This is a genomic window from Acinetobacter sp. TTH0-4, assembly GCF_015602665.1.
Classification (GTDB): domain Bacteria; phylum Pseudomonadota; class Gammaproteobacteria; order Pseudomonadales; family Moraxellaceae; genus Acinetobacter; species Acinetobacter albensis.
Genome location: NZ_CP059079.1, coordinates 50,642 through 76,173 on the forward strand (window position 1 = coordinate 50,642; position 25,532 = coordinate 76,173).

26 protein-coding genes are annotated in these 25,532 nt (G+C 38.7%); 16 read left to right on the top strand and 10 right to left on the bottom strand.

The window, feature by feature from the left end:
• Positions 1–31 precede the first annotated feature (31 nt).
• Positions 32–691 carry a TetR family transcriptional regulator gene (locus H0S58_RS00240; RefSeq protein ID WP_053579205.1) on the bottom strand — a complete coding sequence of 220 codons (660 nt, stop codon included), beginning with the start codon at positions 689–691 and terminating at the stop codon, positions 32–34.
• Positions 692–864: 173 nt separating this feature from the next.
• Between H0S58_RS00240 and H0S58_RS00245 the strand changes: the two genes are divergently transcribed.
• From H0S58_RS00245 to H0S58_RS00260, 4 genes are all read left to right on the top strand, one after another.
• On the top strand, positions 865–1,887 hold the full coding sequence (locus tag H0S58_RS00245; protein ID WP_195726823.1) for a ferredoxin reductase: 1,023 nt from the start codon (positions 865–867) through the stop codon (positions 1,885–1,887).
• A gap of 34 nt (positions 1,888–1,921) precedes the next feature.
• Positions 1,922–3,067, top strand: a complete 1,146-nt coding sequence (locus H0S58_RS00250) for a fatty acid desaturase family protein (protein ID WP_411164933.1) — start codon at positions 1,922–1,924, stop codon at positions 3,065–3,067.
• 175 nt (positions 3,068–3,242) lie between these two features.
• On the top strand, positions 3,243–3,959 hold the full coding sequence (rph, locus tag H0S58_RS00255) for a ribonuclease PH (protein WP_195726824.1): 717 nt from the start codon (positions 3,243–3,245) through the stop codon (positions 3,957–3,959).
• A gap of 181 nt (positions 3,960–4,140) precedes the next feature.
• Entirely contained in the window at positions 4,141–4,311 is a 171-nt protein-coding gene (locus H0S58_RS00260) for a hypothetical protein (RefSeq protein WP_195727630.1), read from the top strand.
• Here the strand turns inward: H0S58_RS00260 and nadC are convergent.
• Positions 4,308–5,153, bottom strand: a complete 846-nt coding sequence (gene nadC, locus H0S58_RS00265; RefSeq protein ID WP_053579209.1) for a carboxylating nicotinate-nucleotide diphosphorylase — start codon at positions 5,151–5,153, stop codon at positions 4,308–4,310. The two genes, H0S58_RS00260 and nadC, sit on opposite strands and share 4 nt — an antisense overlap.
• Before the next feature lie 174 nt (positions 5,154–5,327).
• Here nadC and ampD point away from each other — a divergent pair, with 174 nt between their 5' ends.
• A complete protein-coding gene (gene ampD, locus H0S58_RS00270; RefSeq protein ID WP_195726825.1) occupies positions 5,328–5,903 on the top strand; it encodes a 1,6-anhydro-N-acetylmuramyl-L-alanine amidase AmpD in 576 nt (191 codons plus the stop codon).
• Between the two features lie 74 nt (positions 5,904–5,977).
• Positions 5,978–7,528, top strand: a complete 1,551-nt coding sequence (murJ, locus tag H0S58_RS00275) for a murein biosynthesis integral membrane protein MurJ (RefSeq protein ID WP_171256888.1) — start codon at positions 5,978–5,980, stop codon at positions 7,526–7,528.
• Positions 7,529–7,667: 139 nt separating this feature from the next.
• Here murJ and H0S58_RS00280 read toward each other — a convergent pair whose 3' ends face one another.
• Complete coding sequence (locus H0S58_RS00280; protein ID WP_004656956.1) at positions 7,668–7,826, bottom strand: DUF1328 domain-containing protein; 159 nt, start codon at positions 7,824–7,826, stop codon at positions 7,668–7,670.
• A gap of 193 nt (positions 7,827–8,019) precedes the next feature.
• On the opposite strand from H0S58_RS00280, the gene H0S58_RS00285 reads away from it, so the two are divergent.
• On the top strand, positions 8,020–8,472 hold the full coding sequence (locus tag H0S58_RS00285; RefSeq protein WP_092720007.1) for a YcgN family cysteine cluster protein: 453 nt from the start codon (positions 8,020–8,022) through the stop codon (positions 8,470–8,472).
• A 72-nt stretch (positions 8,473–8,544) separates the two neighbouring features.
• Here H0S58_RS00285 and H0S58_RS00290 read toward each other — a convergent pair whose 3' ends face one another.
• Positions 8,545–10,587, bottom strand: a complete 2,043-nt coding sequence (locus H0S58_RS00290; RefSeq protein ID WP_195726826.1) for an EAL domain-containing protein — start codon at positions 10,585–10,587, stop codon at positions 8,545–8,547.
• 284 nt (positions 10,588–10,871) lie between these two features.
• Between H0S58_RS00290 and H0S58_RS00295 the strand changes: the two genes are divergently transcribed.
• Positions 10,872–12,146, top strand: coding sequence for a replication-associated recombination protein A (locus tag H0S58_RS00295; RefSeq protein WP_092720012.1), 1,275 nt, complete (start codon positions 10,872–10,874; stop codon positions 12,144–12,146).
• Between the two features lie 274 nt (positions 12,147–12,420).
• On the opposite strand, the gene purC is transcribed toward H0S58_RS00295, so the two are convergent.
• Genes purC through dapA form a run of 3 tightly spaced genes read right to left on the bottom strand, consistent with a single transcriptional unit; the run spans position 12,421 to position 14,696 of the window.
• Positions 12,421–13,140, bottom strand: coding sequence for a phosphoribosylaminoimidazolesuccinocarboxamide synthase (gene purC, locus H0S58_RS00300; RefSeq protein ID WP_195726827.1), 720 nt, complete (start codon positions 13,138–13,140; stop codon positions 12,421–12,423).
• Between the two features lie 36 nt (positions 13,141–13,176).
• The gene (locus H0S58_RS00305) at positions 13,177–13,782 is read right to left on the bottom strand and encodes a lipoprotein-34 precursor (NlpB) (RefSeq protein WP_053579215.1); all 606 of its coding nucleotides are present in this window, start codon (positions 13,780–13,782) and stop codon (positions 13,177–13,179) included.
• A 14-nt stretch (positions 13,783–13,796) separates the two neighbouring features.
• Positions 13,797–14,696: a 4-hydroxy-tetrahydrodipicolinate synthase gene (gene dapA / locus H0S58_RS00310; protein ID WP_195726828.1), complete on the bottom strand. Its 900-nt coding sequence runs from the start codon at positions 14,694–14,696 to the stop codon at positions 13,797–13,799.
• Positions 14,697–15,184: 488 nt separating this feature from the next.
• Here dapA and pncA point away from each other — a divergent pair, with 488 nt between their 5' ends.
• Both pncA and H0S58_RS00320 read left to right on the top strand, forming a co-directional pair.
• Positions 15,185–15,829: a bifunctional nicotinamidase/pyrazinamidase gene (pncA, locus tag H0S58_RS00315; RefSeq protein WP_195726829.1), complete on the top strand. Its 645-nt coding sequence runs from the start codon at positions 15,185–15,187 to the stop codon at positions 15,827–15,829.
• A gap of 92 nt (positions 15,830–15,921) precedes the next feature.
• Positions 15,922–16,878, top strand: coding sequence for a bile acid:sodium symporter family protein (locus H0S58_RS00320; protein ID WP_195726830.1), 957 nt, complete (start codon positions 15,922–15,924; stop codon positions 16,876–16,878).
• 64 nt (positions 16,879–16,942) lie between these two features.
• Here H0S58_RS00320 and H0S58_RS00325 read toward each other — a convergent pair whose 3' ends face one another.
• Positions 16,943–18,196 carry a hypothetical protein gene (locus H0S58_RS00325; RefSeq protein ID WP_195727532.1) on the bottom strand — a complete coding sequence of 418 codons (1,254 nt, stop codon included), beginning with the start codon at positions 18,194–18,196 and terminating at the stop codon, positions 16,943–16,945.
• Between the two features lie 77 nt (positions 18,197–18,273).
• Between H0S58_RS00325 and serB the strand changes: the two genes are divergently transcribed.
• The 3 genes from serB (at position 18,274) to H0S58_RS00340 (ending at position 20,881) form a co-directional block, all read left to right on the top strand.
• A complete protein-coding gene (gene serB, locus H0S58_RS00330; RefSeq protein WP_092720022.1) occupies positions 18,274–19,494 on the top strand; it encodes a phosphoserine phosphatase SerB in 1,221 nt (406 codons plus the stop codon).
• A 420-nt stretch (positions 19,495–19,914) separates the two neighbouring features.
• Positions 19,915–20,250, top strand: coding sequence for a ciprofloxacin tolerance protein AciT (gene aciT, locus H0S58_RS00335; protein ID WP_053579220.1), 336 nt, complete (start codon positions 19,915–19,917; stop codon positions 20,248–20,250).
• A 151-nt stretch (positions 20,251–20,401) separates the two neighbouring features.
• Positions 20,402–20,881, top strand: coding sequence for an SCP2 sterol-binding domain-containing protein (locus tag H0S58_RS00340; protein WP_053579221.1), 480 nt, complete (start codon positions 20,402–20,404; stop codon positions 20,879–20,881).
• A 77-nt stretch (positions 20,882–20,958) separates the two neighbouring features.
• Here the strand turns inward: H0S58_RS00340 and dtd are convergent, their stop codons facing one another.
• A complete protein-coding gene (gene dtd, locus H0S58_RS00345; RefSeq protein WP_195726831.1) occupies positions 20,959–21,399 on the bottom strand; it encodes a D-aminoacyl-tRNA deacylase in 441 nt (146 codons plus the stop codon).
• 276 nt (positions 21,400–21,675) lie between these two features.
• Here dtd and pncB point away from each other — a divergent pair, with 276 nt between their 5' ends.
• The 3 genes from pncB (at position 21,676) to asd (ending at position 24,691) form a co-directional block, all read left to right on the top strand.
• Positions 21,676–22,881 carry a nicotinate phosphoribosyltransferase gene (pncB, locus tag H0S58_RS00350; protein ID WP_193891886.1) on the top strand — a complete coding sequence of 402 codons (1,206 nt, stop codon included), beginning with the start codon at positions 21,676–21,678 and terminating at the stop codon, positions 22,879–22,881.
• A 113-nt stretch (positions 22,882–22,994) separates the two neighbouring features.
• Positions 22,995–23,843: a sulfurtransferase gene (locus tag H0S58_RS00355; protein WP_195726832.1), complete on the top strand. Its 849-nt coding sequence runs from the start codon at positions 22,995–22,997 to the stop codon at positions 23,841–23,843.
• Complete coding sequence (asd, locus tag H0S58_RS00360) at positions 23,840–24,691, top strand: archaetidylserine decarboxylase (protein WP_053579225.1); 852 nt, start codon at positions 23,840–23,842, stop codon at positions 24,689–24,691. The genes H0S58_RS00355 and asd overlap by 4 nt, the downstream gene beginning before the upstream one ends.
• Before the next feature lie 214 nt (positions 24,692–24,905).
• Here asd and H0S58_RS00365 read toward each other — a convergent pair whose 3' ends face one another.
• On the bottom strand, positions 24,906–25,517 hold the full coding sequence (locus tag H0S58_RS00365; protein WP_195726833.1) for an SPOR domain-containing protein: 612 nt from the start codon (positions 25,515–25,517) through the stop codon (positions 24,906–24,908).
• Positions 25,518–25,532: the final 15 nt, after the last annotated feature.

Below are 25,532 nucleotides of genomic sequence, written 5' to 3' on the forward strand. Positions count from 1 at the left end.
ATCATTATTTTATACCAAAATTTATACCCAATTATTCAGGTAGAGTGGAAGGGACAGTTTCCCAATTAGAAATACCACGAAAAATTAATTGTACTTGGGTAATGGTTTGTATTTTAAATTGTTTCTGTTGTTCATTTTTTTCTGGGCTAGGTGCTTGACGATTAATATTGATCCATGTCATGGCCCAAGTAAAAGATAAATTAATGAGAATATTCGCCAAGACTTGTAAGGCTTGGGCATGACCCAAACGTTTTACAAGTTCAATTTGCGTCAGATCATTGGCTAAGTCTTCAATTAAAAAATGAATTTCTCTAGCAATCGCATGACGAATGACTTCAGAGCCGCCCCAACGTTCTGCAATCATAAATACCCAAGGTTCAGGATGCTGTTCTACTGCCTCAAAAAACAGATCTAAACTCATTTGGGTCTTGGTATTGGGTTGATAAATATAAGTCTGTCCGAGTTGATGCAAAATACCTTTCAAGTGCAAAGCGACCTGATCGACCAGTTCCAGCCCCAATTCATTCATATCTTGAAAATGTCGATAAAATGCAGTCGGAACCAATCCAACGTCTCGTGCGATTTCACGTAAGCTGATGCTACTAAAAGAGCGTCCAGAAGTGGTTAGAGCAACTGCTGCATCCAGAAGTGCTTGACGGCTCTGTTGTTTACGCTCATCCCGAATCGACATTCGACTACCCTAAAAAAATTCTGCATGAAGTCTACCAAAAAAAAACAAATTAAACGACGAATGTCAGTGTACACCTGTTGACTGAAGTGAAAAATAAATATAGTGTACAACTGTTCACTATAAGAACATGTGTTCACTCAAATAAATAGCCAGCAATAAAAGAGGAACGTCATATGAGTCATGTGATGCAGTATCAACCGCAATGGGTTCGCGAAGATTTTGTCGACTTTATTGCTGAAAAAATAAACCCAGTATGGGCGTGGAAAAAAGTGAAAGCCACGCTAGTCAGCATTCAAATGATTGGTGATGACTTCTATCAAATTCAGCTTCAACCTAATCGGAACTTTGAGACAACAGCCTTTCGTGCTGGACAAAGTATTTTAGTGACTGTGGTGATTGCAGGTGTACGTCAGCAGCGTAGTTATTCAATCGTCAAAATGACTGATACGGGCAACATGCTGATTGCGGTAAAACGTCAAGGAAAAGTATCCAACGTTCTAACGAACTTAGCGGTAGGTACTGTGATTGAAATCTCTCAAGTTCAAGGCGATTTCACATTAAGTTCATCTCAACAGCCTATTCTGTTATTGGCTTCTGGCAGCGGCATCACTGCTATTTATTCAATTTTGCAACAGGCATTACGCCAAAATGTAAGTCAAATTGATCTAATTTATTTTAGTCGTGATCAGGCATTTCATGATGAATTACAAAATTTGGCAAATCAACATACACAATTGAACTTTCACAGGTTCAATACGCTGCAACAGAAGCAGCATTTAAGTTTAGAGCTATTACAAGATTTAGTTCCTGACTTTCAGCAGCGTCAAAGTTATGCCTGCGGTGCGCAAGGGATGATGCAAAGTATCAATCAAATTTATCAAGACTTGGGTCTTATCGAACACCTGAAACAAGAATATTTTCAGGTGATGGTCGATGAAAATGCATCCGTACAGCCAGTGGTATTTTTACGAGCACAGCAACAGTTTGAAGCAAGTACTAATTTGTTAGAAAGTGCAGAACGTGTAGGTTTAAGACCAACCCATGGCTGCCGTATGGGGATTTGTAATACCTGTACGTGTACCAAGGTCAGTGGTTCCACCAAGAACTTAATCACGGGTGAAATTGATCATGCCAGCAATACCCAAATTAAATTGTGTATTAGCCAAGCCGTCAGCCCAGTCGTCATTAACCTTTAAAAATAAAACAATATTCTCGCTGAGGAGAAGAACAATGAATATGTCAGTTAAGTTTTCAGAAGCCAGTAAATCGAAACATTTAAATTCAGCACAAATTGAACAATTTGGTCAACAAGTCGATGCGATTCGTCGTGAAATCATGGAGAGTATTGGCGAACAAGATGCGCAATATATTTATAAAATACGCAATTTTGTGCGTTATAGCGAAATCGCATCTCGTGGTATGTTGATGTTCGGCGGTTGGATTCCACCAGTGTGGTTATTCGGTACAGGTTTATTGGGACTATCCAAAATTGTTGAAAATATGGAGTTGGGTCATAACGTCATGCATGGTCAGTTTGATTGGCTCAATGACCCAAGCTTAAATGGTGCCAATTATGATTGGGACACGATTTCTACTGGGGATGACTGGAAACATACGCATAACTATATTCATCATACTTATACCAATATTGTGGGTAAAGATCATGATGTTGGTTATGGCTTATTGCGGGTCAGTGAAGCACAAAAATGGGAACCCCGTTTTCTGTTGAATATTCCCTTGGCTATTCAATTGATGGTGTTTTTTGAATGGTATGTTGGCTTACAAAATCTACATCTGGAAGATGCGCTGATTTACAAGACCAGAACATGGAAACAGCTCTGGGAAGATTCAGCAAAATTTCGTCAGAAAGCCACACGTCAAGTAGCGAAAGATTATGTATTTTTTCCTGTGATTGCAGGACCAAATGCTTTGCCCGTTTTGACAGGCAATGCGGTGGCCAATGTTATTCGTAATCTATGGTCATCAGCAGTTATTTTTAATGGTCATTTTACCGAAGATGCAGAAACCTTCGAAATAGATAATACTGAAAATGAAACACGTGCAGAATGGTATTTACGTCAAATTCGCGGTTCAAGTAATTTTACAGGCACAGAGTGGCTGCATATTTTAAGTGGCAATTTAAGCCATCAGGTTGAGCATCATTTATTTCCAGATATGCCCGCCAATCGTTATGCAGAAGCAGCACCTAAAATTCGCGCTTTGTGCGCCGAATATGGCATTCATTATAATGAAGCCAGTTTTATGCAGCAATTTGGAAGTGTTTGGGTACGTTTGGCAAAGCATTCTGTACCGAACTCGTGGACATCAACACTGCAACAGTCTAAGCAAAAATTGAAATCAATCTTGCGCTTCTAAGATGTCATTTCAGCACGATGAATAGATTGAAAATGGGAATTAATTTTTGGTCACGCTAAACAGCTAAGCAATCGGCTTGATGGTTTTTCTTCAATCGGTAAACATCCAATCAAACCTTCAGGCCTGCTTCTGTTATACTAGACCGCAATTAATTTTAGCCTTTATAGGATCCCTTATGCGTATCGACCAGCGTACCTTAGATCAATTACGTGATGTAAAAATTACCCGTAACTATACGCGTTATGCGGAAGGTTCAGTATTGGTTGAGTTTGGTCATACGAAGGTTTTGTGTACTGCAAGTATTGATAATTCAGTGCCGCGTTTCTTGAAAGGAAAGGGGCAAGGCTGGGTTACTGCTGAATATGGCATGTTGCCACGTTCAACCCATACTCGTAGTGACCGTGAAGCGGCACGGGGTAAACAAAGTGGTCGTACACAAGAAATTCAACGTTTGATTGGTCGCAGTTTACGTGCCATGGTGGATTTGAAAAAACTGGGTGAAAATACCATTACTATTGACTGTGATGTGATTCAAGCTGATGGCGGTACACGTACTGCTGCGATTACTGGTGCAGCTGTGGCCCTCATTGATGCCATGAATGTCTTGCTTGAGAAGAAAAAAATTAAACAAGATCCGTTAAAAGGTTTAGTTGCTGCAGTTTCTGTGGGAATTTATCAAGACGAAGCTTTACTTGATCTGTGTTATGAAGAAGATTCTAGCTGTCAAACTGACTTAAATGTAGTAATGACACAAGCGGGTGAATTTATTGAAGTACAAGGCACTGCGGAAGAAAAACCGTTTACTCGTACACAGTGTAATGAAATGCTTGAATTGGCCGAACAAGGGATTCAAACGTTAATTAAAAAACAACAGGACGCTTTAGGTTGGTAAGTTGTCTTAAATATAATAAACGCACTTTCGGGTGCGTTTTTTTATTGCTGGTTTATGTGAAATTAAGATAAATCCAACTGGATACAAAAAGGAGGACATTACTGCACCGTTTTAAACATTGGCTTAATATCGACTTCATATTGACAGACTAGACTCCTGTTTTCTTGTTGAGGAGTTGCCGATGTTAAATATCTTTATCTTACTCATTTCTGTGGTCACTTTTGCTCTAATGACCAGTGATCCTAGAGCTTCGCAAAAATCAAACCAACAGTCTGTTTGGCAAAAACAAAAACCATCGGTTGAAATTCACGATTTAGCCGTTAAACCACACAAGCAGAGCGATGACGTTTAAGCATTGAAACGCATGGACAGGTCAATGGCTTTCACATCTTTGGTTAATACCCCCATAGAAATATAATCAACTCCAGAGCTTGCAATCTCACGCAAATTTTCAATGGTAATGTTGCCAGAAGCTTCTAATTTACAACGACCCGCAACATATTGCACTGCATCTATTCGTTGTTGTTGACTAAAATTATCGAGCATCACGATATCTGCATGGGCTTCTAAGGCTTGTTCAAGTTCATCCCAGTTTTCAACTTCAACTTCAACGGGTTTATTGGGCGCAATCAGACGTGCTTTGGCAATTGCTTGTTGAATACCCCCTGCTGCCATAATGTGATTTTCTTTGATTAAAAAAGCATCAAATAAACCTAAGCGATGGTTTTTTCCACCGCCAACGCTTACTGCATATTTTTGTGCAATTCGTAAACCAGGCAGTGTTTTGCGCGTATCTAATAATTTTGTTTTTAAACCATCTAACTGTTTGACATAGTCAGCAGTCTTAGTCGCAACCGCGGAAAGGGTTTGTATAAAATTGAGGGCAGGGCGTTCAATCGTTAGTAGACTGCGTGCTGAACCAGCCAAGGTTAAAAAAGCTTGATTGGCTTCTACATGATCACCATCATTTTTAAGCCAAGTTACTTGTACATTGGCATCATAGGCTTGAATTAAGGCATTGACCCAAGGCTGACCTGCAAGCACCATATCTTCACGACTGATGATGGTTGCTGTGGCTTGTTCATCTTCAGGAGTTAATAAAGCCGTGATATCACCCTCACCAACATCTTCTTGTAAGGCCTGTTGAATATTGATCTGGATTGATTGTTCAAGCAAAGACTGAGATATGCTCATAAGTATTTCCGTATCTTTTTTAACCCATGAAAATTGCGCGTTATATTAGCATTGTTCATTTAAAAGAAATGTTTTTTCCCGAGATTTTATCTGTGCAATTTGAGATTTTAAGCTTAAAGTTTTAGGATTGCGTTAAAATGATCTGTTTATGCGAATTTAAGTTAGGATCACACTATGCAACCAGCACCATCTTTTCAGGTCATCGATGGTCAGTTCATCGGTGCGAGGCAAGTGCCTTCTGCAAATTATAATCAGCGTCCTGAACATACTGAAATCCAATTGCTGGTGGTGCATAACATTAGCTTGCCACCTTCGCAGTTTGGGGGCGGATATATTGAACAATTTTTTCAAAATCAATTGGATTGGTCATTACATCCTTATTTTCAAAGCATTGAAGGTATGCAGGTTTCAACCCACTTGTTGATTTTGCGTACTGGTGAGGTTCTACAATTTGTCAATTTCAATGATCGTGCTTGGCATGCAGGACGTTCAAGTTATTTGGCTAAAAAAGAATGTAATGATTATTCTATTGGAGTAGAGCTAGAAGGGAGTGATGACCTGCCTTTTGAAGAGATTCAGTACACTGTTTTAGCTCAGGTCACGGCTGTATTGCAGACACATTATCCTAAAATATTGCAACATTTGGCGGGACATTCAGATATTGCACCTAATCGTAAAACAGATCCTGGACCATTTTTTAATTGGGTCAAATTCAGAACTTTATTGCAACAATTGAAGGCCAATAAATAATAGATCGACTTAATGATTTAACAACGAAATTCTAGATCGAGTTTCATTACAATAACGACTTATTTTAATACTAGGTGGAAACGATGGCGCTTTGGCGATCGACCTTTATTGTCAGTGCAATGACGATGTTGTCTCGGGTATTGGGTTTGGTTCGAGATATCGTTTTGCTTAATGTATTTGGCGCAGGCAAAGATTTCGATACCTTCGTGGTGGCATTTCGTATTCCGAATTTTTTTCGGCGGCTCTTTGCCGAGGGCGCATTTTCGCAGGCTTTTATTCCGGTCTTAACCGAATATAAAACGACTAAAACCCATGCTGAAGTTCAAATTCTGATTAGTCGGGTGTTTGGTTGTTTAATGACCGTAATGTCGTTGCTGACTTTTGTGGCCATGGTGGCTGCACCCGCGGTACTCTATATTTATGCGCCAGGTTTCCACAACGATCCTGAAAAGTTTGATTTGGCAGTCGATATGTTTCGTCTCACGATTCCCTATTTACTGTTTATGTCACTCACTGCTTTTGCCAGTAGTATTTTAAACAGTTACGGTTCGTTCTCGACACCTGCTTTTGCGCCTGTATTACTTAATATCACGATGATTGCAGGCGCGTGGTGGCTAACACCCTATATGGCTGAACCCATTATGGCTTTGGGTTGGGCCGTCGTGGTTGCGGGTATTTTACAACTGGTGATTCAGATTCCTGAGTTATGGCGTAAAAATTTGCTGATTCCACCAAAAATTGATTTTAAACATGAAGGCGTAGATCGCATCATGAAGTTGATGCTACCGGCCTTATTTGGTGTCTCAGTCACGCAAATCAATTTGTTGCTCAACACCATTTGGGCATCATTTATGCAAGATGGTTCAGTCTCTTGGTTATATAGTGCTGAGCGGATGACAGAGTTGCCACTGGGCTTGATTGGGGTGGCTATTGGTACGGTCATTTTACCTTCATTGTCTGCACGGCATGCTGAGCAAGATCAGTCTAAGTTTCGAGGCATGATTGATTGGGCAGCAAAAGTGATTATGTTGGTCGGTGTACCTGCGAGTATTGCTTTGTTTATGCTATCAACCCCTATTATTCAGGCATTGTTCCAGCGTGGTCAATTTACGGTAGAAGATACTCAAATGACGGCAATGGCGCTGCAATGTATGAGTGCAGGCGTCATCTCTTTTATGTTGATTAAAGTTTTTGCTCCCGGTTTTTATGCCCAGCAAGATACAAAAACACCAGTACGGGTTGGATTGATGGCAGTTGCAGCCAATGCAATTTTAAATGTCATTTTTATTGGTTTCTTCAAGCTGATTGATTGGCAAGCAGAACATATGGCTTTGGCTTTAGCCTCTTCAGGTTCGGCTTTAGTGAATGCAGGAATGTTGTATTTTTATTTGCATAAACGTGATATTTACCGGTTTGGGGCTCATTGGAAAAAACTATTCTTACAGTTTGCGCTAGCGAATATCACCATGATTGCAGCACTTTGGTACGCTTTAAGTTGGTATAATGGCGATGCTTCGCAATGGATACGTATTCTAGAAGTGGTGGGATTATGTGTGATTGGCGTGATTGCTTATGCAGTGGGCTTGTTGATTACAGGATTCAAACCCCGTGATTTAAAACCCTAAGATTTATTATTTAGCCTCTCTCAATTGATAAGACATCTACATTTAGAGTGGGATTTATTAAAAAAGATTAAAATACACAATAAAAAAGAGCCTAATAGTAGGCTCTTTTTTATATGAATTATTTGACTAAGCAAACTCTCTAAACTTTGCCTCGAGACAAGAAACCGACAATTGCCAAAATAACAGCAACCACGAGTAAAATAACAGCAAAATCTTTAGATAAGCCTGCAACCCCACCAAAACCAAGTAGACTGGCAATAAGTGCAATCACAGCAAAAATAATCGCCCAACGGAACATACGCTTTCTCCATGTGTTGTTGTTTTCAAAGTGAATTCAGTATAGGGCTTTGAAACATCTAAAAGTGTTATTGTTCTGTTTACAAAGTGTTGACTTTAATAATAAATGTATGATTTAAAGTAAAAATCAGATAACGACAAGAATCATTTCAACAGGCTATAATAGTGATCATATTCACTCTTTTTTAATGATAATGTCTGAGTTATTACGAACAGAATTTTGGAAAACATACCCATTGGATGAACTTAATTCTGCTGAATGGGAGGCCTTATGTGACGGCTGCGGTTTATGCTGTCTGATTAAATTAGAAGATGAAGATTCAAATGAAGTGGCTTATACCAAAGTGGCCTGCAAGCTTTTAGATTGCCAAACGGCACGATGCAGTGATTATAAGCAGCGTTTTAAGTTTGTTCCTGATTGTATTCAATTAACCCCAGAAAAATTAGCCACCATTCATTGGCTACCCCCCAGTTGTGCTTATCGCCGTTTAAAAGAAGGTAAAAATTTACCGACATGGCATTATTTAAATACAGGTAGCCATGACAGCATAATTAAGGCCAGAAAATCGGCTGCGGGTCGTTGTATCTCTGAAAATAAGATTAATGAAGAAGAGATTGAAGATTATGTTGTACGTTGGGTACGTTGATTTAATTCATTATCTTTTAGATAGATGAAATACCGTGCGTTTCTTATATACGCTACAGATGCTTTTGTTGAATTATAGAAATTCATCAGTTTTCTTTAAAAGTTGAGTCGCATCTTGCATCGCCATGGCTCGATAGAAATAAAATCCTTGTCCCAAATCACAACCACAGGCTTTAACTGCTTCTAATTGTGCTAGATCTTCAATGCCTTCGACCAAGATATCTAAAGAAATACTCGCTCCAATTTGGCTAATCGCTTTGACAATTGCGATTGCAGAGGGGTCATACTCTATATTTTCAATAAATTTACGATCAATTTTAATACAATTCACTGGGTAATTTCTTAAACGTGTTAGAGATGAATGGCCTGTGCCAAAATCATCCAAGGCGATACTGATGCCACTTTTTTTAAGCATATTCAGAGCACGAATTACATAATCAGAACCACGTTCAGAAAGACTTTGTTCAGTAATTTCAATTTCAATCATAGAAAATGGAATATTAAACTGTGCCAATCTATTCAGCAGCGTTTCTGCATAGTTGTCTCGTAAAAATTCAACGGGTGCGGCATTGATAGAAATAGGCAAGAGTTGCATACCCATCTCAAGCCACTGCGTCATATCTTTAAAAATTTTTAATTGCATGGTGGCACTAATGCGAGTGGCCAATTCGTAATCTTGGAAAGCTGAAAAAATATGCGCAGGTAATTGTATTTTTGCTTCTGCATCATACCAGCGCAGTAAGGCTTCAAAACCAATAACTTGTCCAGTTTGAAGGTTAACTTTAGGTTGATAAAACGGAAGAATTTTATTGTTGTGAATAATTTCTCGAGCAAGTGAAAGCTGCTTTGTGGTCATTTCTATGGCTTTAAACATAGCCGTTTTAAATACACGAATTCCACCACGACCGCTAATTTTAAGATCGTTCAGGGCAATATCTGCACAACGTAATAAATTTGAACTGTTTTGAGCATCCTGAGGATAGATCGCACAACCAATACTCATCCCCCCATTGATATATTGGCCTGAATAGCAAATCGGAATATTCAGTTGTAAACGCGCAGTTTTTGCAATGTTTAATAACGTATTTTTATCACTCAGATTCGGAACAATAATCGCAAACTCATCTCCACCTAAACGCGATACAATCACATCATCTTGAAAACAATGATTGAAGCGTCGGCCTAATATTTGTAATAAATAATCTCCCGCAATATGCCCCAGTGTGTCATTGACGTGTTTAAAATGATCTAAATCGATCAGTAAAAAGCCGACTGATTGTTTTAATTCTCGTGCTTTCTGAATGGTTCTTTTGAGTATTTTATTAAAGCCATGACGATTATATAAACCTGTTAATTCATCCAATTCAATGACTTGCTGAAATTCTTTTTCTATTATTTTTTGTTCATTTGGATACGGATAAATATTCAGAATATTTTGTATTAAGCCTTCTTTATTCAAAACAGGACTGAAAATAGGATCGCGACTATGTGTTAGATGAATATCAGCATTCTGCTCAGACATCGCAGAATTTAAACAAGATGACTTTAGATTTTGTGGTTTTAATCGTGGCGTTATGGTTTGCTTTATAGGGGGTATATTTTGCACAAGATTTTGAAAAAGATGTTGATTTTGCAGCTCTATGGTTTGATTCAATTCCGATTGTTTTAATGAATAATCATGTATATCGGTGGCAGTAATCATCCATTCAAAAGGATTCAAATGATTTGAAGAGTGCTGTACCGAGATTAAACAATATCGATATCCTTTTTTCACATGCTTAATTCGACATTCTTTTTCAAAATTTTGTTGAGATTGTAGGGTGTGCTGCCAAAGCACAATAAAATGTTCAAAATCTTCAGGATGTAAAAATTCTTGCCAAAAGTTAACTTCATAAAAGTTAATCTCTTGACCAATATAATTACAAATCGCTTGATTGTAATAGTAAGAATTTTGATTAACTTTCACCCATACAAGTTGAGGTAACTGGTCGAGTAAATTTTGAAAAAATAAATTTTTACTTTCTAATGAAGACATATTTTTTTTATTTTTATGCTGAGGCTTCGTATTCTTCTCCTGATTTAAATAGACAGGCTTGCTATTGAAAAAATATTTCATATACCTCACCTATTCAACAACCGTTATAAAATGTAATACATCAAAATTCATTCTATATTTTTTTATGAAAAGCAGAGCAATCGCTTTTTAAGTCTTTTATTGTCGTACTTTATTCTAATCTAAAAATACTGAATTTAAAGTGTAAATTCTAACAATTCATTCATCATATTGCAGATCTTTTTAAAAGAACAGTAGGATTTTTTTGTAAAACAATTGAATTGAAATACGTTTTTTGAGTATGACATAGTAGACTGGTTTTTAAGTATGGTATAGAAATAAAAAAGATGTCAGATAGTCATATTCCTCTTCCTGAACGACTACGCCCCCGTGATCTTTCAGAAATTATAGGACAAGATCATTTATTAGGTGTACAAGCCCCTTTACGTCAGATGATTGATCAGGGACATTTGCCTTCAATTATTTTTTGGGGACCACCTGGTGTAGGAAAAACCACCATTTCTTTACTCTTAGCACAAGCAGTAGACCGACCTTTTGTCAGCTTATCTGCACTTAATACAGGGGTAAAAGAGTTACGCGATCTGATTGCTCAAGGTGGCGACTTACTCACCCCTGTGGTTTTTATTGATGAAATTCACCGTTTTAATAAAACTCAACAAGATGCACTGTTAAGCGCAGTCGAAAAAGGCAAAATTACTTTAATTGGGGCAACCACAGAAAACCCTTCATTTGAAGTAAATAATGCACTGTTGTCACGTTGTCAGGTGTATACCTTAAATGCCTTAAATGAAGATGCGATTCGGACTTTATTAGACAACGCTTTGCAACAGGATGACTTTTTAAAACAACGTTATATTCAGATTGAAGAATATGAAGCTTTCTTTCAGTTTTCCGCAGGTGATGCACGTAAAGCATTAAACTTGCTCGATTTAATTGCCAGTACTTTTGAACCTGAACTTGAAAATAAAATTGACAATGCTATTGTCGTAAAAGTGGCACAACAGAACATTGCTCGATATGACAAGTCAGGTGAACAGCATTATGACTTGGTTTCCGCCTTTATTAAATCCATTCGTGGAAGTGATCCAGATGCGACATTATATTGGATGGCACGTATGTTGAAAGGCGGTGAAGATCCTGTATTTATCGCACGTCGCATGCTGATTGCAGCTTCTGAAGATATCGGGAATTCGAATCCGAATGCATTACTTTTGGCTGGAGAATGTTTCCGTTCAGTCCAAGCAGTCGGTATGCCTGAATGTCGAATTATTTTGGGACAATGTGCAGTCTATTTGGCCACCAGTGCGAAAAGTAACAGTACTTATTTGGCGATTAATAAAGCCATGGAATTGGCAGATAAAACCTCAAATTTACCCGTCCCATTACATTTACGTAATGCACCCACCAAACTCATGAAAGAGCAAGGTTATGGGGTTGACTACTTATATCCGCACCACTATCCAGAACATTTTGTCATGCAGGAGTATTTGCCACCTGAACTCAAAGGCAGCAAACTGTATGAATCGGCCCGTAATAAGCGTGAAGTCGAAGGTGAACGGTTACAGCAACGTCGTTGGCAACAGGAACAACAGCAGCAATAAGAAAAGTCCAACTCTTGGGGAAGAGTTGGACGAATAGGATGTCTTAGATTGGGAGAAAGAACATCCTAGAGGGCAAATGCATATTAGAGTCAAACTATTCAAAATATGATGTTAGAGTCAGGCTCTCTTTGTATAATTGATTTTATCCTGATTGATAAATAATGTAAAAACGATCATTCTTATTAAATAAATTTGTTTATTCGATTGTAAGCAATATGATAAAAGACATAAAAAAACCGAGCTGAAAAGCTCGGTTTTTTTATGTCTACAAACATTAGATGTCGGAAAGATCAATTCCTAAGCGTGTAGCCACTTCTTCATATGCTTCGACTACACCGCCCAAACCTTGACGAAAACGGTCTTTATCCAGTTTTTTCTTGGTGTCTTTGTCCCATAAACGGCAACCATCTGGAGAGAACTCATCACCTAAAACGATACGGTCATGGAATAGACCAAATTCAAGTTTGAAATCGACCAAAAGCATATTGGCTTGGTCAAATAATGCTTTAAGCACATCATTGACTTGATAAGTCAAAACTTGCATTTGTTCAAGTTGCTGTGCATTGGCCCAACCTAAAGCAATCGCTTGAGATTCATTCACCATTGGGTCGCCAAGCGCATCATCTTTAAAGAACAATTCAAAGGTAGGTGGTGTTAATTCCTTACCTTCTTCAACACCTAAACGACGACACAAGCTACCTGCTGCATAGTTACGAATGACACATTCAACAGGTACCATGTCTAATTTTTTAACCAAAACTTCTGTCGGAGAAAGCAGTTTTTCAAAATGCGTTTCAATTCCTACAGCAGCCAATTTTTCCATGATAAAGGCGTTGAAACGGTTATTCACCTTGCCTTTACGGTCTAGTTGTTCGATTTTCTCGCCATTAAAAGCAGAGGCATCATCACGAAAAACTAAAATCAGGTGATCTTTACTGTCTGTCTGATAAACAGATTTTGCTTTACCAGTATAGAGCAAGGTTTGTTTCAACATGGGGGAACCTTTTTCAAAAAAAAATACCTAGTACGACTAGGCTGGCCAATTTTGGTAAATCTGGGTTAACAGTTCTGCAGCTTTTTCTTGGTCTGCGAAGCTATTATCGGCATTGAACACGGCTAGATTATTGCTTGTTCCAACAGAACTGAGTCTAAGCACATAGATTTGTTGATCGACTTTAACCGTGACTTCATAACGGTTTTTACTTTGGCCAACAAGAGTGTGGTTCAGTGTGCTGAGACTAGCAAGTGTGTATTGCCAAATTGTAGCAGAATTTCCATCAATTTTGAGTAAGGGATTTTGATTTCCATCACGTAGCAATTGTGGGCGGCTAACATTAGTCACATCAAGTTGGTTTGCAGGTACACTATTGGTTTGAGCTTTTTCTGGACGCGGTAAGGCAAAGCGATTACCACGCTCATTTTCCAGTTTAGGGGCATTTTCAATCGCCAAAGTTTCGACCACAGGCGCTGGATATAATGGCGTTGCAGGTCGAACCATTGAACCTTGCGGATATTTTAAAGGCTCTAACGTGGTGGTATCTTTATAGTCCAGTGAACCATTTTTTATTGCAAGTGAACTACAACCCGCTAAACTTAATGCTGAAAGTGCAAGGGTTAAACCAAAACGTAATTGCATAATATCGTGCTCTTTTATTTAATGACACCCGCCGTCGTAAGGGCTTCACGAAGCGGAGTGCGGTATTGTTCTGCAAGCGGGGTCAAAGGTAAACGAATACCTGTACCAATTAAACCCATTTCATGAAGTGCCCATTTCACAGGAATTGGGTTCGATTCACAAAACAGAATATTGTGTAAATTTGCAACTTGAAGATTTAATGATTCTGCTTTTACCTGATCGCCAGCAAGTGCAGCTTCACAGACTTGACTCATTTCTTTCGGTGCAACGTTGGCGGTTACAGAAATATTGCCTTTTGCACCACAGCCCATTAATTGATAAGCAGTTGCATCATCGCCTGAATAAACAATCATGTGTTTACCTTCTAAACCTTCAAGCAATTCTTGACCACGTGCAACATCACCTGTTGCATCTTTAATGCCCACAATTTGTGGAATATCTGCTAAACGAATCACGGTTTCATTTAACAAATCTACACCAGTACGTCCTGGCACATTATAAAGAATTTGAGGTAAGTCAACGGCTTCGGCAATCGCTTTATAATGTTGAAATAAACCTTCCTGCGTTGGTTTATTGTAGTAAGGGGTGACCAAGAGGGCAGCATCTGCTCCAAGCTCTTTCGCTTCTTTGGTCAGCTCAATAGCTTCATGGGTCGAGTTTGCGCCTGTTCCTGCAATCACCGGAATACGTTTATTCGCAACACGAATGACTTCTTTAATCACCTGTGTATGTTCAGCCATACTTAAAGTAGAAGCTTCACCTGTCGTGCCAACAGCCACAATGCTATTGGTACCTTGCTGAATATGCCACTCAACTAGCTTCTCTAGACCCTTCCAATCTACGCTGCCATCTTCAAACATCGGGGTGACGATTGCGACAATTGAACCTTGAATGATCTGTGCTTGCTGAGTCATTTTAAAAAAATATCCTATTTGTCCATCCATGAGGAATAAAAACATAAATTTGGATGGGTGCGTATTTTGATTTATAGCATTTTCAACACGATTGACAAGAATTGAGTAATGCGTATGCAAATTATGAACGAACAAACGATGAAGAACAATATGCTTTAGTCAAACTGATAAAAACTTTATGAAAAGCAATCAAATTTCACTGAAGCCTACACAATATCAATTTAATTTTATTTATTTATATCAATTAAAATGGATGAAACATTAAAGTAATGTGAATTCATTATTTAAATTTATTAAATTCATGGTGTTGTTGATGTTTAGATGCATTTTGTATAAACGGAATACACTATTATATTGATACAACAGCAATTCAATTTTAAGAAATTTAAGTGAAAAATCAATATTTTTAACGTTGGGTTTAAATATAGAAATTTATTTTGTTATATGCTTAGCCAAAATAACAAGCACTCAATCATGGAGGCAGAGCAATGCAAAATAAGAGCGCGTTAATTGTGGTTGATGTACAAAATGGGTTTTGCCCCGGCGGCAATTTGGCCGTGGCACATGCAGACGAGATTATTCCAAAAATTAATCAGTTAGCACAGTATTTTGACAATATTGTGATTACTCAGGATTGGCATCCAGATCATCATATTTCCTTTGCTATGAATCATGTTGGCAAACAACCTTTTGAAACCATTGAATTGGATTATGGAACACAAGTTTTGTGGCCTAAACATTGCGTACAGGGAACTTTTGATGCTGAATTACACGCTGCACTTGATTTGCCGACGACACAATTGATTATTCGCAAAGGCTATCATGCGCATCTAGATAGTTATTCTGCCTTTATGGAGGCAGATCACAAGACCACAACAGGACTTGCAGGTTATTTAAAAGAACGTGGAATTGACAGTGTATTTGTTGTCGGTATTGCCACCGATTTTTGTGTAGCTTGGACCGCCATCGATGCACGAAAATTTGGTTTTAACACGTTTGTGATTTCAGATGCCACGAAAGCCATTGACTTGGATGGTTCGCTTCAACATGCATGGCAAGAAATGTTGGCTAAAGGTGTAAAACGGATTCTAGTCAAAGATATTATTCAATTACAAGATTGCCTTGCTGGATAAAAATATGTGAAGGAATCTCATTTTTTATTGTGCTGTTGAGGTATTCAGATATGTTTTTAACCCCAAAACCGAATAAAGATCGGATGTAATTTATGGCTCCTTTTTTACGCTTTATCGAATTTATTCAAAAAACATTTGCTTTATGGGTGCTACTTTTTGCAGGACTGGCTTTGATATTCCCTGAGGCTTTTGTTTGGCTGAAAGTTTATATTACTTGGATGCTGGGTATTATCATGTTTGGTATGGGCATGACCATGACCATGGATGACTTTAAGGGGGTATTTCAAAGCCCTAAAGCGGTGGTTATTGGTGTAGTGGCTCAGTTCGTAGTAATGCCTGGGTTGGCCTATTTATTGTGCCAGTTATTTCAACTTCCGGCTGAAATCGCGATTGGTGTTATTTTAGTGGGCTGTTGCCCAGGTGGTACTGCATCCAATGTAATTACTTATATGGCAAAAGGCAATACCGCTTTATCTGTAGCGTGTACCTCTGTTTCAACCCTTTTAGCTCCCGTATTAACACCTGCTATATTTTATCTTTTAGCCAGCCAGTGGATCGAAATTAATGCACTCTCGATGCTTGGTTCAATCCTGCAAGTGGTTTTATTTCCAATTATTTTAGGACTGATTGTACGCTCAATGTTAAAGCAAAAAGTAGATGCTTATATACAAGTGATGCCATTCATTTCAGTTATTGCGATTGTTGCAATTGTCGCTGCGATTATTGCGGGCAGTAAGGCACAAATTTTAGAATCAGGTTTACTGATTTTAGCTGTGGTGGCACTACACAATGGGTTGGGGTATTTATTGGGTTTTTGGGCAAGCCGATTCTTTAAATTACCTTATGCAGATCGTAAAGCGATTGCGATTGAGGTGGGCATGCAAAACTCAGGCTTGGGCGTGGCTTTGGCGGCTGTACATTTTGCTGCTTCACCGATTACAGCGCTACCGAGTGCCATTTTTAGTTTATGGCACAATATTTCAGGGCCAGCACTAGCGACGTATTGGGCCAGTAAAGCCAATCAAATAAAAACAAACCCCATTGAATAGCCTGTTGTTTGAAGTGGAAAAAAACCGAGCACAGATGCTCGGTTTTTTGTCTGATGATGATCTTTTAAGAGGCTTTAGATTGTTTGGCTTTTAAAATGTCTGTTCTAAAAGTTTGTGCCAACTCTGCCACTTCACTATCCATTCCATTCATCATAAAAGCATGCCGAGTTAGGACATTGGTTGGATTTGGTATACTGACCAACTGATAAAAGCTAGAAATTTCTTTGAGTAAATGATTGGGTAAATGAAGTGCACTTTCTTTAGCAGACAAGTGTTGAACCAGACGTTCCGCGGCTTGGACAGGGGTCAATTGCATGGCTTCTACATGACTTGAAATCGCACTACGCGTTTGTAAAACGAAACGTTTTTCTTCACGATAACGTTTATATAATACATCGGACAACAATTGGAATACGGTACTGATCATCACCAAACATTGAACTGCATTTGGAGTGGTGGCCGACATGCTTAACGTTGTGCCATGCTCATCGAATTTATGTACAGTGGTAATATCGGAGCGGTTTAATTTGTAGTGCTGAATACACAATTCCGCAGCTTTATTGAGGAAAATCTGACATAAATTAAAATAAGGCACAGAAACGGTTTTATTGACCGAATCCATTAACTGTTTTGGATCATAATACTGAATATTTAAAGCAATACACTGGTCATCTAATACCACAGGTTTGGTTTCTTTTACTTTGGTTTTTGCCTGTGCATTTTGCTGCGCTTGTGCAATCGCCACAGCAGCGTTGTGTTGTTCTTGCTCTAAAGCTTGAGTCAGCGTTTGAATTTCATGTTTCAGACGTGATTCGTTGTTGATTCGTGCTAAATATTCGGTGCGACTTGGACGTGCAATTGCTCGATAAGCCAACCACAATAAGCCATGTAGCATCAGTGATAATAAAATAGCCAGCCATTGAGTCCGTAAAATTTCACCAATACTGGGTTTAATCAGCGTAATTTCAATACTGCCGACTTTCTTTTCATTTTGCAGTGCTTCACGAACAAATACTTCACCTTGACGAGTTTTGGTCAAACCGCCTGTGGCCAGCACCTGATTGTTTGCATCTAAAATACGAATCGAGGCAATACTTGGATTGGTGGCGTAACGATTGGCCAGCAAAGCTAACGATACTGTATTGGCAGGTTCAAGCTCGGATAAGCTGTCCGTGACCAATTGCGTGGTCATGAGCTGTCCTTGACTGGCGCGGTTAGCATTCAGTTGATGCGTTGTCGCAAGTACCAGTAAAAAGGTGTGTAAAGCAAAACTTACAATCAGTAGGCTAGCAAAGAGCCCTTGTCTAGGCGCATTCAACGTAAACTTCCAAGGCATTTATATTCAAATTCGATTATGATTCTTACAATAGTTGTAGCTCAGATCAGAGTCAATTCATGCGAGAAATCATTCTTATATCATTTTTAGGACCAGACCAGCCTAATCAATTTACACGATTAATGCAGGTATTGTCCGTACATTCTTTACAAATTCTGGATGTTGGACAAGCCGTCATCCACAACCAACTGACTTTAGGTATTGTTGTTTCGTCAGATGACCAAACTGCTACAGCATTAGCCATGAAGGAGATTCTGATTCTAGCACATGATATTGGCTTAACAGTGCGCTTTAAACCAATCTCTGCAACAGAATATGATCAATGGGTAGGTGAGGGCGGACAGACACGTTATATCGTGACGGCTTTGGCACCTGAATTGACCGCTTCGCAGTTACAAGCAGTGACCCAAATTGTATCAAGCCAAGGTTTTAATATTGAAACGGTAACTCGTTTATCAGGTCGTCCCGAACTGGAAAATCAAGCAGATACACCAAAACGCTCGTGCGTACAATTTGGTTTAAAAGGACAAATGTTGGATGCCACGGCTATGCGTGCTGCATGTTTACGTTTATCAAGTGAACTGAATGTCGATGTAGCTGTACAAGAAGACAATGCCTACCGTCGTAACCGTCGTTTGGTTTGCTTCGATATGGACTCGACCTTGATTGAACAGGAAGTGATTGATGAATTGGCGATTGACGCAGGTGTAGGCGCGCAAGTGGCTGAAATTACTGAGCGTGCGATGCAAGGTGAATTAGATTTTCAACAAAGTTTCCGTGCACGTGTTGCTTTGCTCAAAGGGCTAGATGCAGCAGTATTACCTAAAATTGCTGAACGTTTAACGGTGACTGAAGGGGCTGAACATCTTATTTCAACTTTGAAATCATTGGGTTATAGAACTGCAATTTTATCAGGTGGTTTTCAATATTTTGCTGAATACTTACAAGAAAAGTTAGGGATTGATGAAGTGCATGCCAATATTTTGGATGTACAAGATGGCAAGGTGACAGGTGAAGTCAAAGGTCATATTGTGGATGGGGCGCGTAAAGCTTTATTGCTGCGTGAACTTGCCGACAACATGGGGATTTCGTTGGAACAAGCCATTGCTGTAGGCGATGGTGCCAATGATTTGCCGATGCTATCGATTGCTGGTCTCGGTGTGGCTTTCCGTGCCAAACCTTTAGTCCGTCAAAATGCAAATCAGGCTATTTCAAGTGTGGGTTTAGATGGGGTGCTCTATCTTCTAGGCGTGCATGACAAAGACTTAAACCGAGCTTAGATCGCGATTTTTATTGAAAAAACGCGACTATAATGTCGCGTTTTTTATTGTTAAAAGTATGAAAATACGATGAACGGTAAAGTTAATTTTTTTATTTAAATATTGATTGTTCAATTCTAAAAAAATATTTTTTACCTGCTTTAACGATGGTATTTTTTTGTAATGACAGCGCAAGACTGAGACTCTCTCTGTTCTATAAAAACTTAAAAATAAAAAAATGTAATGACAAAAGAATATTGCGACAAGGTGTGTCGCTTTATAAAAATACAAGACTATTTTTCTTTAAAAAACTCAGCATAATGCTTGCAGAGAAATTGATATAAATATATTCCATCATTTATTAAACGGTAATCGGGGTTTAGGTTGAAACAGGTGATAGCCATATCAAATCTGTAAAATCTATCTTAGACGGAGGTTTTTATGGTCACAGCGAATTTAGCTACCATTGTAGGTTTAAGCTTGATAGCAGCTGCTTTGATAGCGGTTTTCTTCTCACCTTATCGTCGTTTGTTAAGCTTTATGTTCGCGGGAATGCTTTTTTGGGGATTGATTGAAACCGTTCGTTTCAGTACTCAAATTGTATTTGATCTGCCTATCGCATACAGTTATCTCACTGCACTCATGTTAGCAATGTCGATTGTGATTGTGCTTTTATTACGTGAAGATCGTCGTGCGGAACGTGCTTTAGCTAAACGTCGTTATATTGAACATACCCCAGTGTATGAAGACGATCAGCAACAATGCTCAAGTCGTTAAATGATAAAATACAGATCAAATTTAAAGATGTACTTCGGGACATCTTTTTTTATTCTTTCATTATTGTGATACAAAGCCTTGCTTCAAAAAAACAGAACTTATGGTAGGATGAGTCGTTCATTTTTTCACAATTACAATAGGCTTAAATGTCATGAAACTCTCTTCGATTCCTGTCGTAAAATTACCACTGGTCGATGTAAGCACGGATCCGCTTGATTTATTAGTTGCAGGTTTGGCCTTGCGTATGAAGCAATTGGCGCGTACCAGTCCAAAATTTATCGAGTTAGTGCATGAGCGCCAGTTCCGTATTCAAATTGGTACAGATTTGGGTGTGGCACGTCAAATTATTATCAATAATGGGCAAGTGGATAGTGTCGCAGGTGATACAGAAAAAGCAGACTTTACTTTACAATTTGCGGACAGTGAACAAGGGGTTAAAACCTTGATGAAAGGTGACCCAACGGCTTTCATGACTGGCATGCAAAATGGCAGTATTAAAATGGAAGGTGATTTTGGATTGTTGGTTTGGTTCAATAAAGTAGCCAAACTTATTCCACCAAAGTTACCGAAACCTGTAAAAGAAAAAGTGAAATTAATTCGTTCATTTATTAAAGCAAAAACAGGTAAATAGCTTTTAACCGAAAAATGTCAATAAAAAGCCCTTTCACTTAGATGAAAGGGCTTTTTTAATAGTTAAATTTATGCTCTTTATACTACTTCCAGATTGAAAGTAACAGGGCCGTCATTGACCAAATGCACTTTCATATCTGCCGCGAAAACACCAGTTTGCACCTGTTCAAATTGAGTTTTGGTATAAGTGACCAATTTTTCATATAACGCTTCTGCTTCCTGTGGCGGCATTGCTGGACCAAAGTCAGGGCGTAAGCCTTTTTGAGGCTGCGCCATTAAGGTAAATTGAGAAACCAATAATAAGCCACCACCTGCTTGATCGACATTCCAGCCCATCTTGCCTTGTTCATCATCAAAAAAACGATATTTCAAAATTTTATCAATCAGCTTTTTGCCTTTCTCGAAAGTATCATCTTTGGCTAAACCCAAAAACACCAAAATTCCCTGTTGAATTTCGCCTGTGATTTCACCATTGACCACAACTTTAGCTTCAAGCACTCGTTGTAACAAAGCACGCATAATTTAACCAGATCACTAAGATATAATTTTAGCTGAATTGTAGCAAATTCACTGCATTAGGCTAAACATTATCTGCTTTGATCTGCGGTAGAAAATTAATTTTTGCTTGCATCAGATTGATTAAAACTGAATGAAAAGGATAAAATCTTTGATTTTCTGATTGAAAGGAAAAATTTGAAATCATTGGTCTAATCGCTTAAGCGATTTAACAAATCATCGCTTTGTGAGTGAAAAAATATGTTTTAATGCAGTGAGTTGATAAAAACTGAAAGTTCTATGACTGCAATTATCCAATCACTATTAGATACCGATCTGTATAAATTCACCATGCTACAGGTGGTATTGCATAAATTTCCTCAAACACACAGTGTTTATCATTTTCGATGTCGCAATTTAGAAGATACGGTCTATCCACTGTCGGAAATTCTGGATGATTTAAATCAGCAGTTGGATTATTTGTGTCAGCTCAAATTCAAATCAGATGAATTACAATATTTACGGCAATTGCGTTTTATTAAAAGTGACTTTGTCGATTATTTAGAGTTATTCCAGTTAAAGCGCCGTTTTATTAAAACCAGTATCGATCATGAAGGTCGTTTGGATATTTGGGTTGAAGGCCCGATGGTTCAAGCAATGATGTTTGAAATCTTTGTTTTGGCGATCGTAAATGAATTATATTTCCGTCGTATCCGTAGCGATGAAGTTTGGGCAGAAGGTGAGCGTCGCTTAGAGGCCAAAGTGGCGTTATTGAAATATTATCAAAAAGAACAAAATCCTAATGATCCTCCATTTTTAGTTTCAGACTTTGGTACCCGTCGTCGTTATAGTTATGCATGGCAAAAGCATGTGATTGAAGTTTTTAATCAAGCTTCACCTCATATCTTTCGAGGAACCAGTAATGTACTGATTGCCAAAGAATTAGGCCTTACACCCATTGGAACTATGGCGCATGAATTTTTACAGGCTTTTCAAGCTTTAGATGTAAGATTGCGTGATTTTCAAAAATCTGCACTTGAAACATGGGTTCAGGAATACCGAGGTGATTTAGGCATTGCCTTGACTGATGTGGTCGGGATGGATGCTTTTCTGCGTGATTTTGATTTGTATTTTGCTAAACTTTTTGATGGCTTGCGTCATGACAGTGGTGACCCTTATGAATGGGGTGATAAAGCATATGTACACTATAAAAAACTAAAAATTGATACCAAAAGTAAAATGTTGACCTTTAGTGATGGGCTAAATCTAGAAAAGGCTTGGAATTTGCATCAATATTTCAAAGATCGTTTTCAGGTCAGTTTTGGAATTGGCACCAATTTAACCAATGATATGGGACAAACACCCTTAAATATTGTATTAAAACTGGTTGAGTGTAATGGTCAATCGGTGGCTAAAATTTCGGATAGTCCTGGCAAAACCATGACAGATAATGATACGTTTTTGGCTTATTTACGCCAGGTCTTTAAAATTCCTGAAGCGGAATAATCTCAATTTTTCTATATCTGATTTTTTGCTAAATCAATGCAAAAAATCAGAATAATAGTGAAAATGACTTGTGCTAAGATCGTAACTGTTGATCTGAATAAAACTCGAAAAATATGGCTATACCTACATTTAATTTTGGCCTGCTGATTGAAGCAGAAGAACTTTTGCCTTATTTGGGGCATGAGAAATTACGTATTGTCGATTTAAGCCGAAGTTCAGTTTATGATCAACTGCATATTCCGCATGCGATTCATGTTAAGCCTAAACAACTGCTGCGCCAAGACGAGCAAGCTTCAGGTTTACTTCCCGATCTTGATGGCTTAAAAGCACTGATTGAATATTTGAACATTTCTCCAGATCATCATGTTGTGGTTTATGACGACGAAGGCGGTGCTTGGGCGGGACGTCTTATCTGGAATCTACATTGTCTTGGTTTTGAAAACACCAGTTTGCTGAATGGCGGCATTCATGCATGGTTAGGTGCAGGCTTTCCGACCTCATCTGAAATTGTAAAATTAAATTCTGTTGAATCTTTGGTCGAGATCAATCAAAGTAAAATAGATCAATATCGAATTGAATATCTTGAGTTACTGGATAAAGTAAATCAACATTCTGTGCAAATTTGGGATTGCCGTACCGAAGATGAATATACTGGCCTTCGATTAGCAGCGCGACGCGGCGGTCACATTCCAAATGCGTTACATTTCGAGTGGAGTACTGCCCTTAATCGTGAAAATCATTTAAAATTGCATCCTTTAGAACGCACTCAACAACGCTTAGAACAATTGGGATTCAAGTTAAATCAGCCGATTGTGGTGTATTGTCAGTCACACCATCGTTCGGGTTTAGCTTATATCTTGGGTCGATTACTTGGTTGCAATATTCAAGCTTATGACGGTGCGTGGAGTGAATGGGGCAACCGCCTCGATAGTCCGATTATTACCGGAGAGTTACCATCTTGAGCTTCACATCACGTTTAAAAAAACAAATTTTTATTCAAGCACAGCGTGTTGTGCCGCATCACCCATTATCACGTGTGGTGGGAAAACTTGCAGCCAGTGAAAACCCGATTATTAAAAATACTGTTATTCAGGCTTTTAAAGCCCAATATGGTATTGATATGTCGATTGCTGAACAAAGTAATGCATTAAAATTCAAATCTTTTAATGAATTCTTTACCCGTTCACTTAAACAAGGTGTCCGCTCAATTGATGTTGATCCAACGAGTATTGTTTCACCTGCGGATGGGGCTATTTCACAATTGGGTAAAATCGAAGCCGGTGATATTTTTCAGGCCAAAGGTCAAAGTTTTTCTGTAGAAAAACTGATTGCTGACCCACAATTGGCCGAACCCTTTAAAAATGGTCAATTTGCCACGGTATATTTATCGCCTAAAGATTATCACCGCGTGCATATGCCTTTCGCGGGAACCTTAACAGAAACACTCTATGTACCCGGTGAACTATTTTCGGTCAATCAAACCACTGCTGAAAATATTCCAGGTTTATTTGCACGTAATGAGCGTATGGTGTGTTTGTTTGATACTGAACTTGGTCGTATGGCTGTCGTTTTAGTGGGCGCGATGATTGTGGCTGGGATTGAAACTGTAGCCACTGGAAAAGTAAAACCTACGGGACGTTTAGAGTTGAATCAGCATGCGCTGTCACTTGAAAAAGGTGCAGAGCTTGGACGTTTCTATTTGGGTTCAACTGCCGTAATTTTATTTGAGCAGGATAAAATGGCATGGGATACAGCATTTAAAGCAAACTCTGTCGTGGTGATGGGTGAAGCTTTAGGACATACGATTTAAATTAATTTGGCGTCTTCTTAGAATGCTAGAAAGTACTTTTCCTTTAAAAGAACTGCTCTTTTTATCTTAGACTTAAATTGCTTTCACGACTCTTTAGGCACAAAACCTCCTCTAAGCGTCTCTTGGGAAGAAGGTGGTGTAAAGTGAAGTTCAAAATTAAAAAAGAGCCTGATAGTAGGCTCTTTTTTAATTTTAGAATAATGTGATCTACAAATTAGCGTTTCACCACAATTGAATCAATGCCGCTACGTTGTAGGCTTTGCTGAGCAAGAAGAGCAGACTCTGCAGAATCATAAGGACCAGAAATGACTCGATACCACGTTTGACCATTTTCTACCGATTTCATCACATCTGCAGATAAGCCATTTAAAATAATTTCTGCACGTCGCGTGTCAGCACTGTCTGGATCAGAATAACTACGGACTTGAAGAATGTAGCTAGCTTGATGTGCAACAGGAGCTTCTGACGTCTCAATACCTGACTCTGTACTTTCAGTATTGATGGTCGTTTCTGGTTCTGGTGCCTCGACAATCACGACGGTACCTGAACTTTTACTTTCAGGCACTGCTTGTTCAGGAATAGGAGTGACTTGTTGCTGAGGCAATAAATCGTAGAAACGATAGTCTTTATTGGTTTCTTCTTGATAATGCTCAGAATTAATCTGATTTTTTGGCTGAACAGGTGCCCACGGTTTCCATAGCATTAAAGCTACAGCAAAACTTAACACGATTAAAATCACGACAAGCGTTCCGAGCCACGCTGGAATGAGGGGCTTTTTAGGCTTATTCGGTCGCTCAGATACACCGCGCTGCGTTTTTCCAAACACGTAGGTTTCCTCTCT

Coding starts and splice junctions, on each gene's coding strand:
- H0S58_RS00240 (WP_053579205.1), bottom strand. CDS start 691: ATGTCGATTCGGGATGAGCGTAAACAACAGAGCCGTCAAGCACTTCTG.
- H0S58_RS00245 (WP_195726823.1), top strand. CDS start 865: ATGAGTCATGTGATGCAGTATCAACCGCAATGGGTTCGCGAAGATTTT.
- H0S58_RS00250 (WP_411164933.1), top strand. CDS start 1,922: ATGAATATGTCAGTTAAGTTTTCAGAAGCCAGTAAATCGAAACATTTA.
- rph (WP_195726824.1), top strand. CDS start 3,243: ATGCGTATCGACCAGCGTACCTTAGATCAATTACGTGATGTAAAAATT.
- H0S58_RS00260 (WP_195727630.1), top strand. CDS start 4,141: ATGTTAAATATCTTTATCTTACTCATTTCTGTGGTCACTTTTGCTCTA.
- nadC (WP_053579209.1), bottom strand. CDS start 5,153: ATGAGCATATCTCAGTCTTTGCTTGAACAATCAATCCAGATCAATATT.
- ampD (WP_195726825.1), top strand. CDS start 5,328: ATGCAACCAGCACCATCTTTTCAGGTCATCGATGGTCAGTTCATCGGT.
- H0S58_RS00280 (WP_004656956.1), bottom strand. CDS start 7,826: ATGTTCCGTTGGGCGATTATTTTTGCTGTGATTGCACTTATTGCCAGT.
- H0S58_RS00285 (WP_092720007.1), top strand. CDS start 8,020: ATGTCTGAGTTATTACGAACAGAATTTTGGAAAACATACCCATTGGAT.
- H0S58_RS00290 (WP_195726826.1), bottom strand. CDS start 10,587: ATGAAATATTTTTTCAATAGCAAGCCTGTCTATTTAAATCAGGAGAAG.
- H0S58_RS00295 (WP_092720012.1), top strand. CDS start 10,872: ATGTCAGATAGTCATATTCCTCTTCCTGAACGACTACGCCCCCGTGAT.
- purC (WP_195726827.1), bottom strand. CDS start 13,140: ATGTTGAAACAAACCTTGCTCTATACTGGTAAAGCAAAATCTGTTTAT.
- H0S58_RS00305 (WP_053579215.1), bottom strand. CDS start 13,782: ATGCAATTACGTTTTGGTTTAACCCTTGCACTTTCAGCATTAAGTTTA.
- dapA (WP_195726828.1), bottom strand. CDS start 14,696: ATGACTCAGCAAGCACAGATCATTCAAGGTTCAATTGTCGCAATCGTC.
- pncA (WP_195726829.1), top strand. CDS start 15,185: ATGCAAAATAAGAGCGCGTTAATTGTGGTTGATGTACAAAATGGGTTT.
- H0S58_RS00320 (WP_195726830.1), top strand. CDS start 15,922: ATGGCTCCTTTTTTACGCTTTATCGAATTTATTCAAAAAACATTTGCT.
- serB (WP_092720022.1), top strand. CDS start 18,274: ATGCGAGAAATCATTCTTATATCATTTTTAGGACCAGACCAGCCTAAT.
- aciT (WP_053579220.1), top strand. CDS start 19,915: ATGGTCACAGCGAATTTAGCTACCATTGTAGGTTTAAGCTTGATAGCA.
- H0S58_RS00340 (WP_053579221.1), top strand. CDS start 20,402: ATGAAACTCTCTTCGATTCCTGTCGTAAAATTACCACTGGTCGATGTA.
- dtd (WP_195726831.1), bottom strand. CDS start 21,399: ATGCGTGCTTTGTTACAACGAGTGCTTGAAGCTAAAGTTGTGGTCAAT.
- pncB (WP_193891886.1), top strand. CDS start 21,676: ATGACTGCAATTATCCAATCACTATTAGATACCGATCTGTATAAATTC.
- H0S58_RS00355 (WP_195726832.1), top strand. CDS start 22,995: ATGGCTATACCTACATTTAATTTTGGCCTGCTGATTGAAGCAGAAGAA.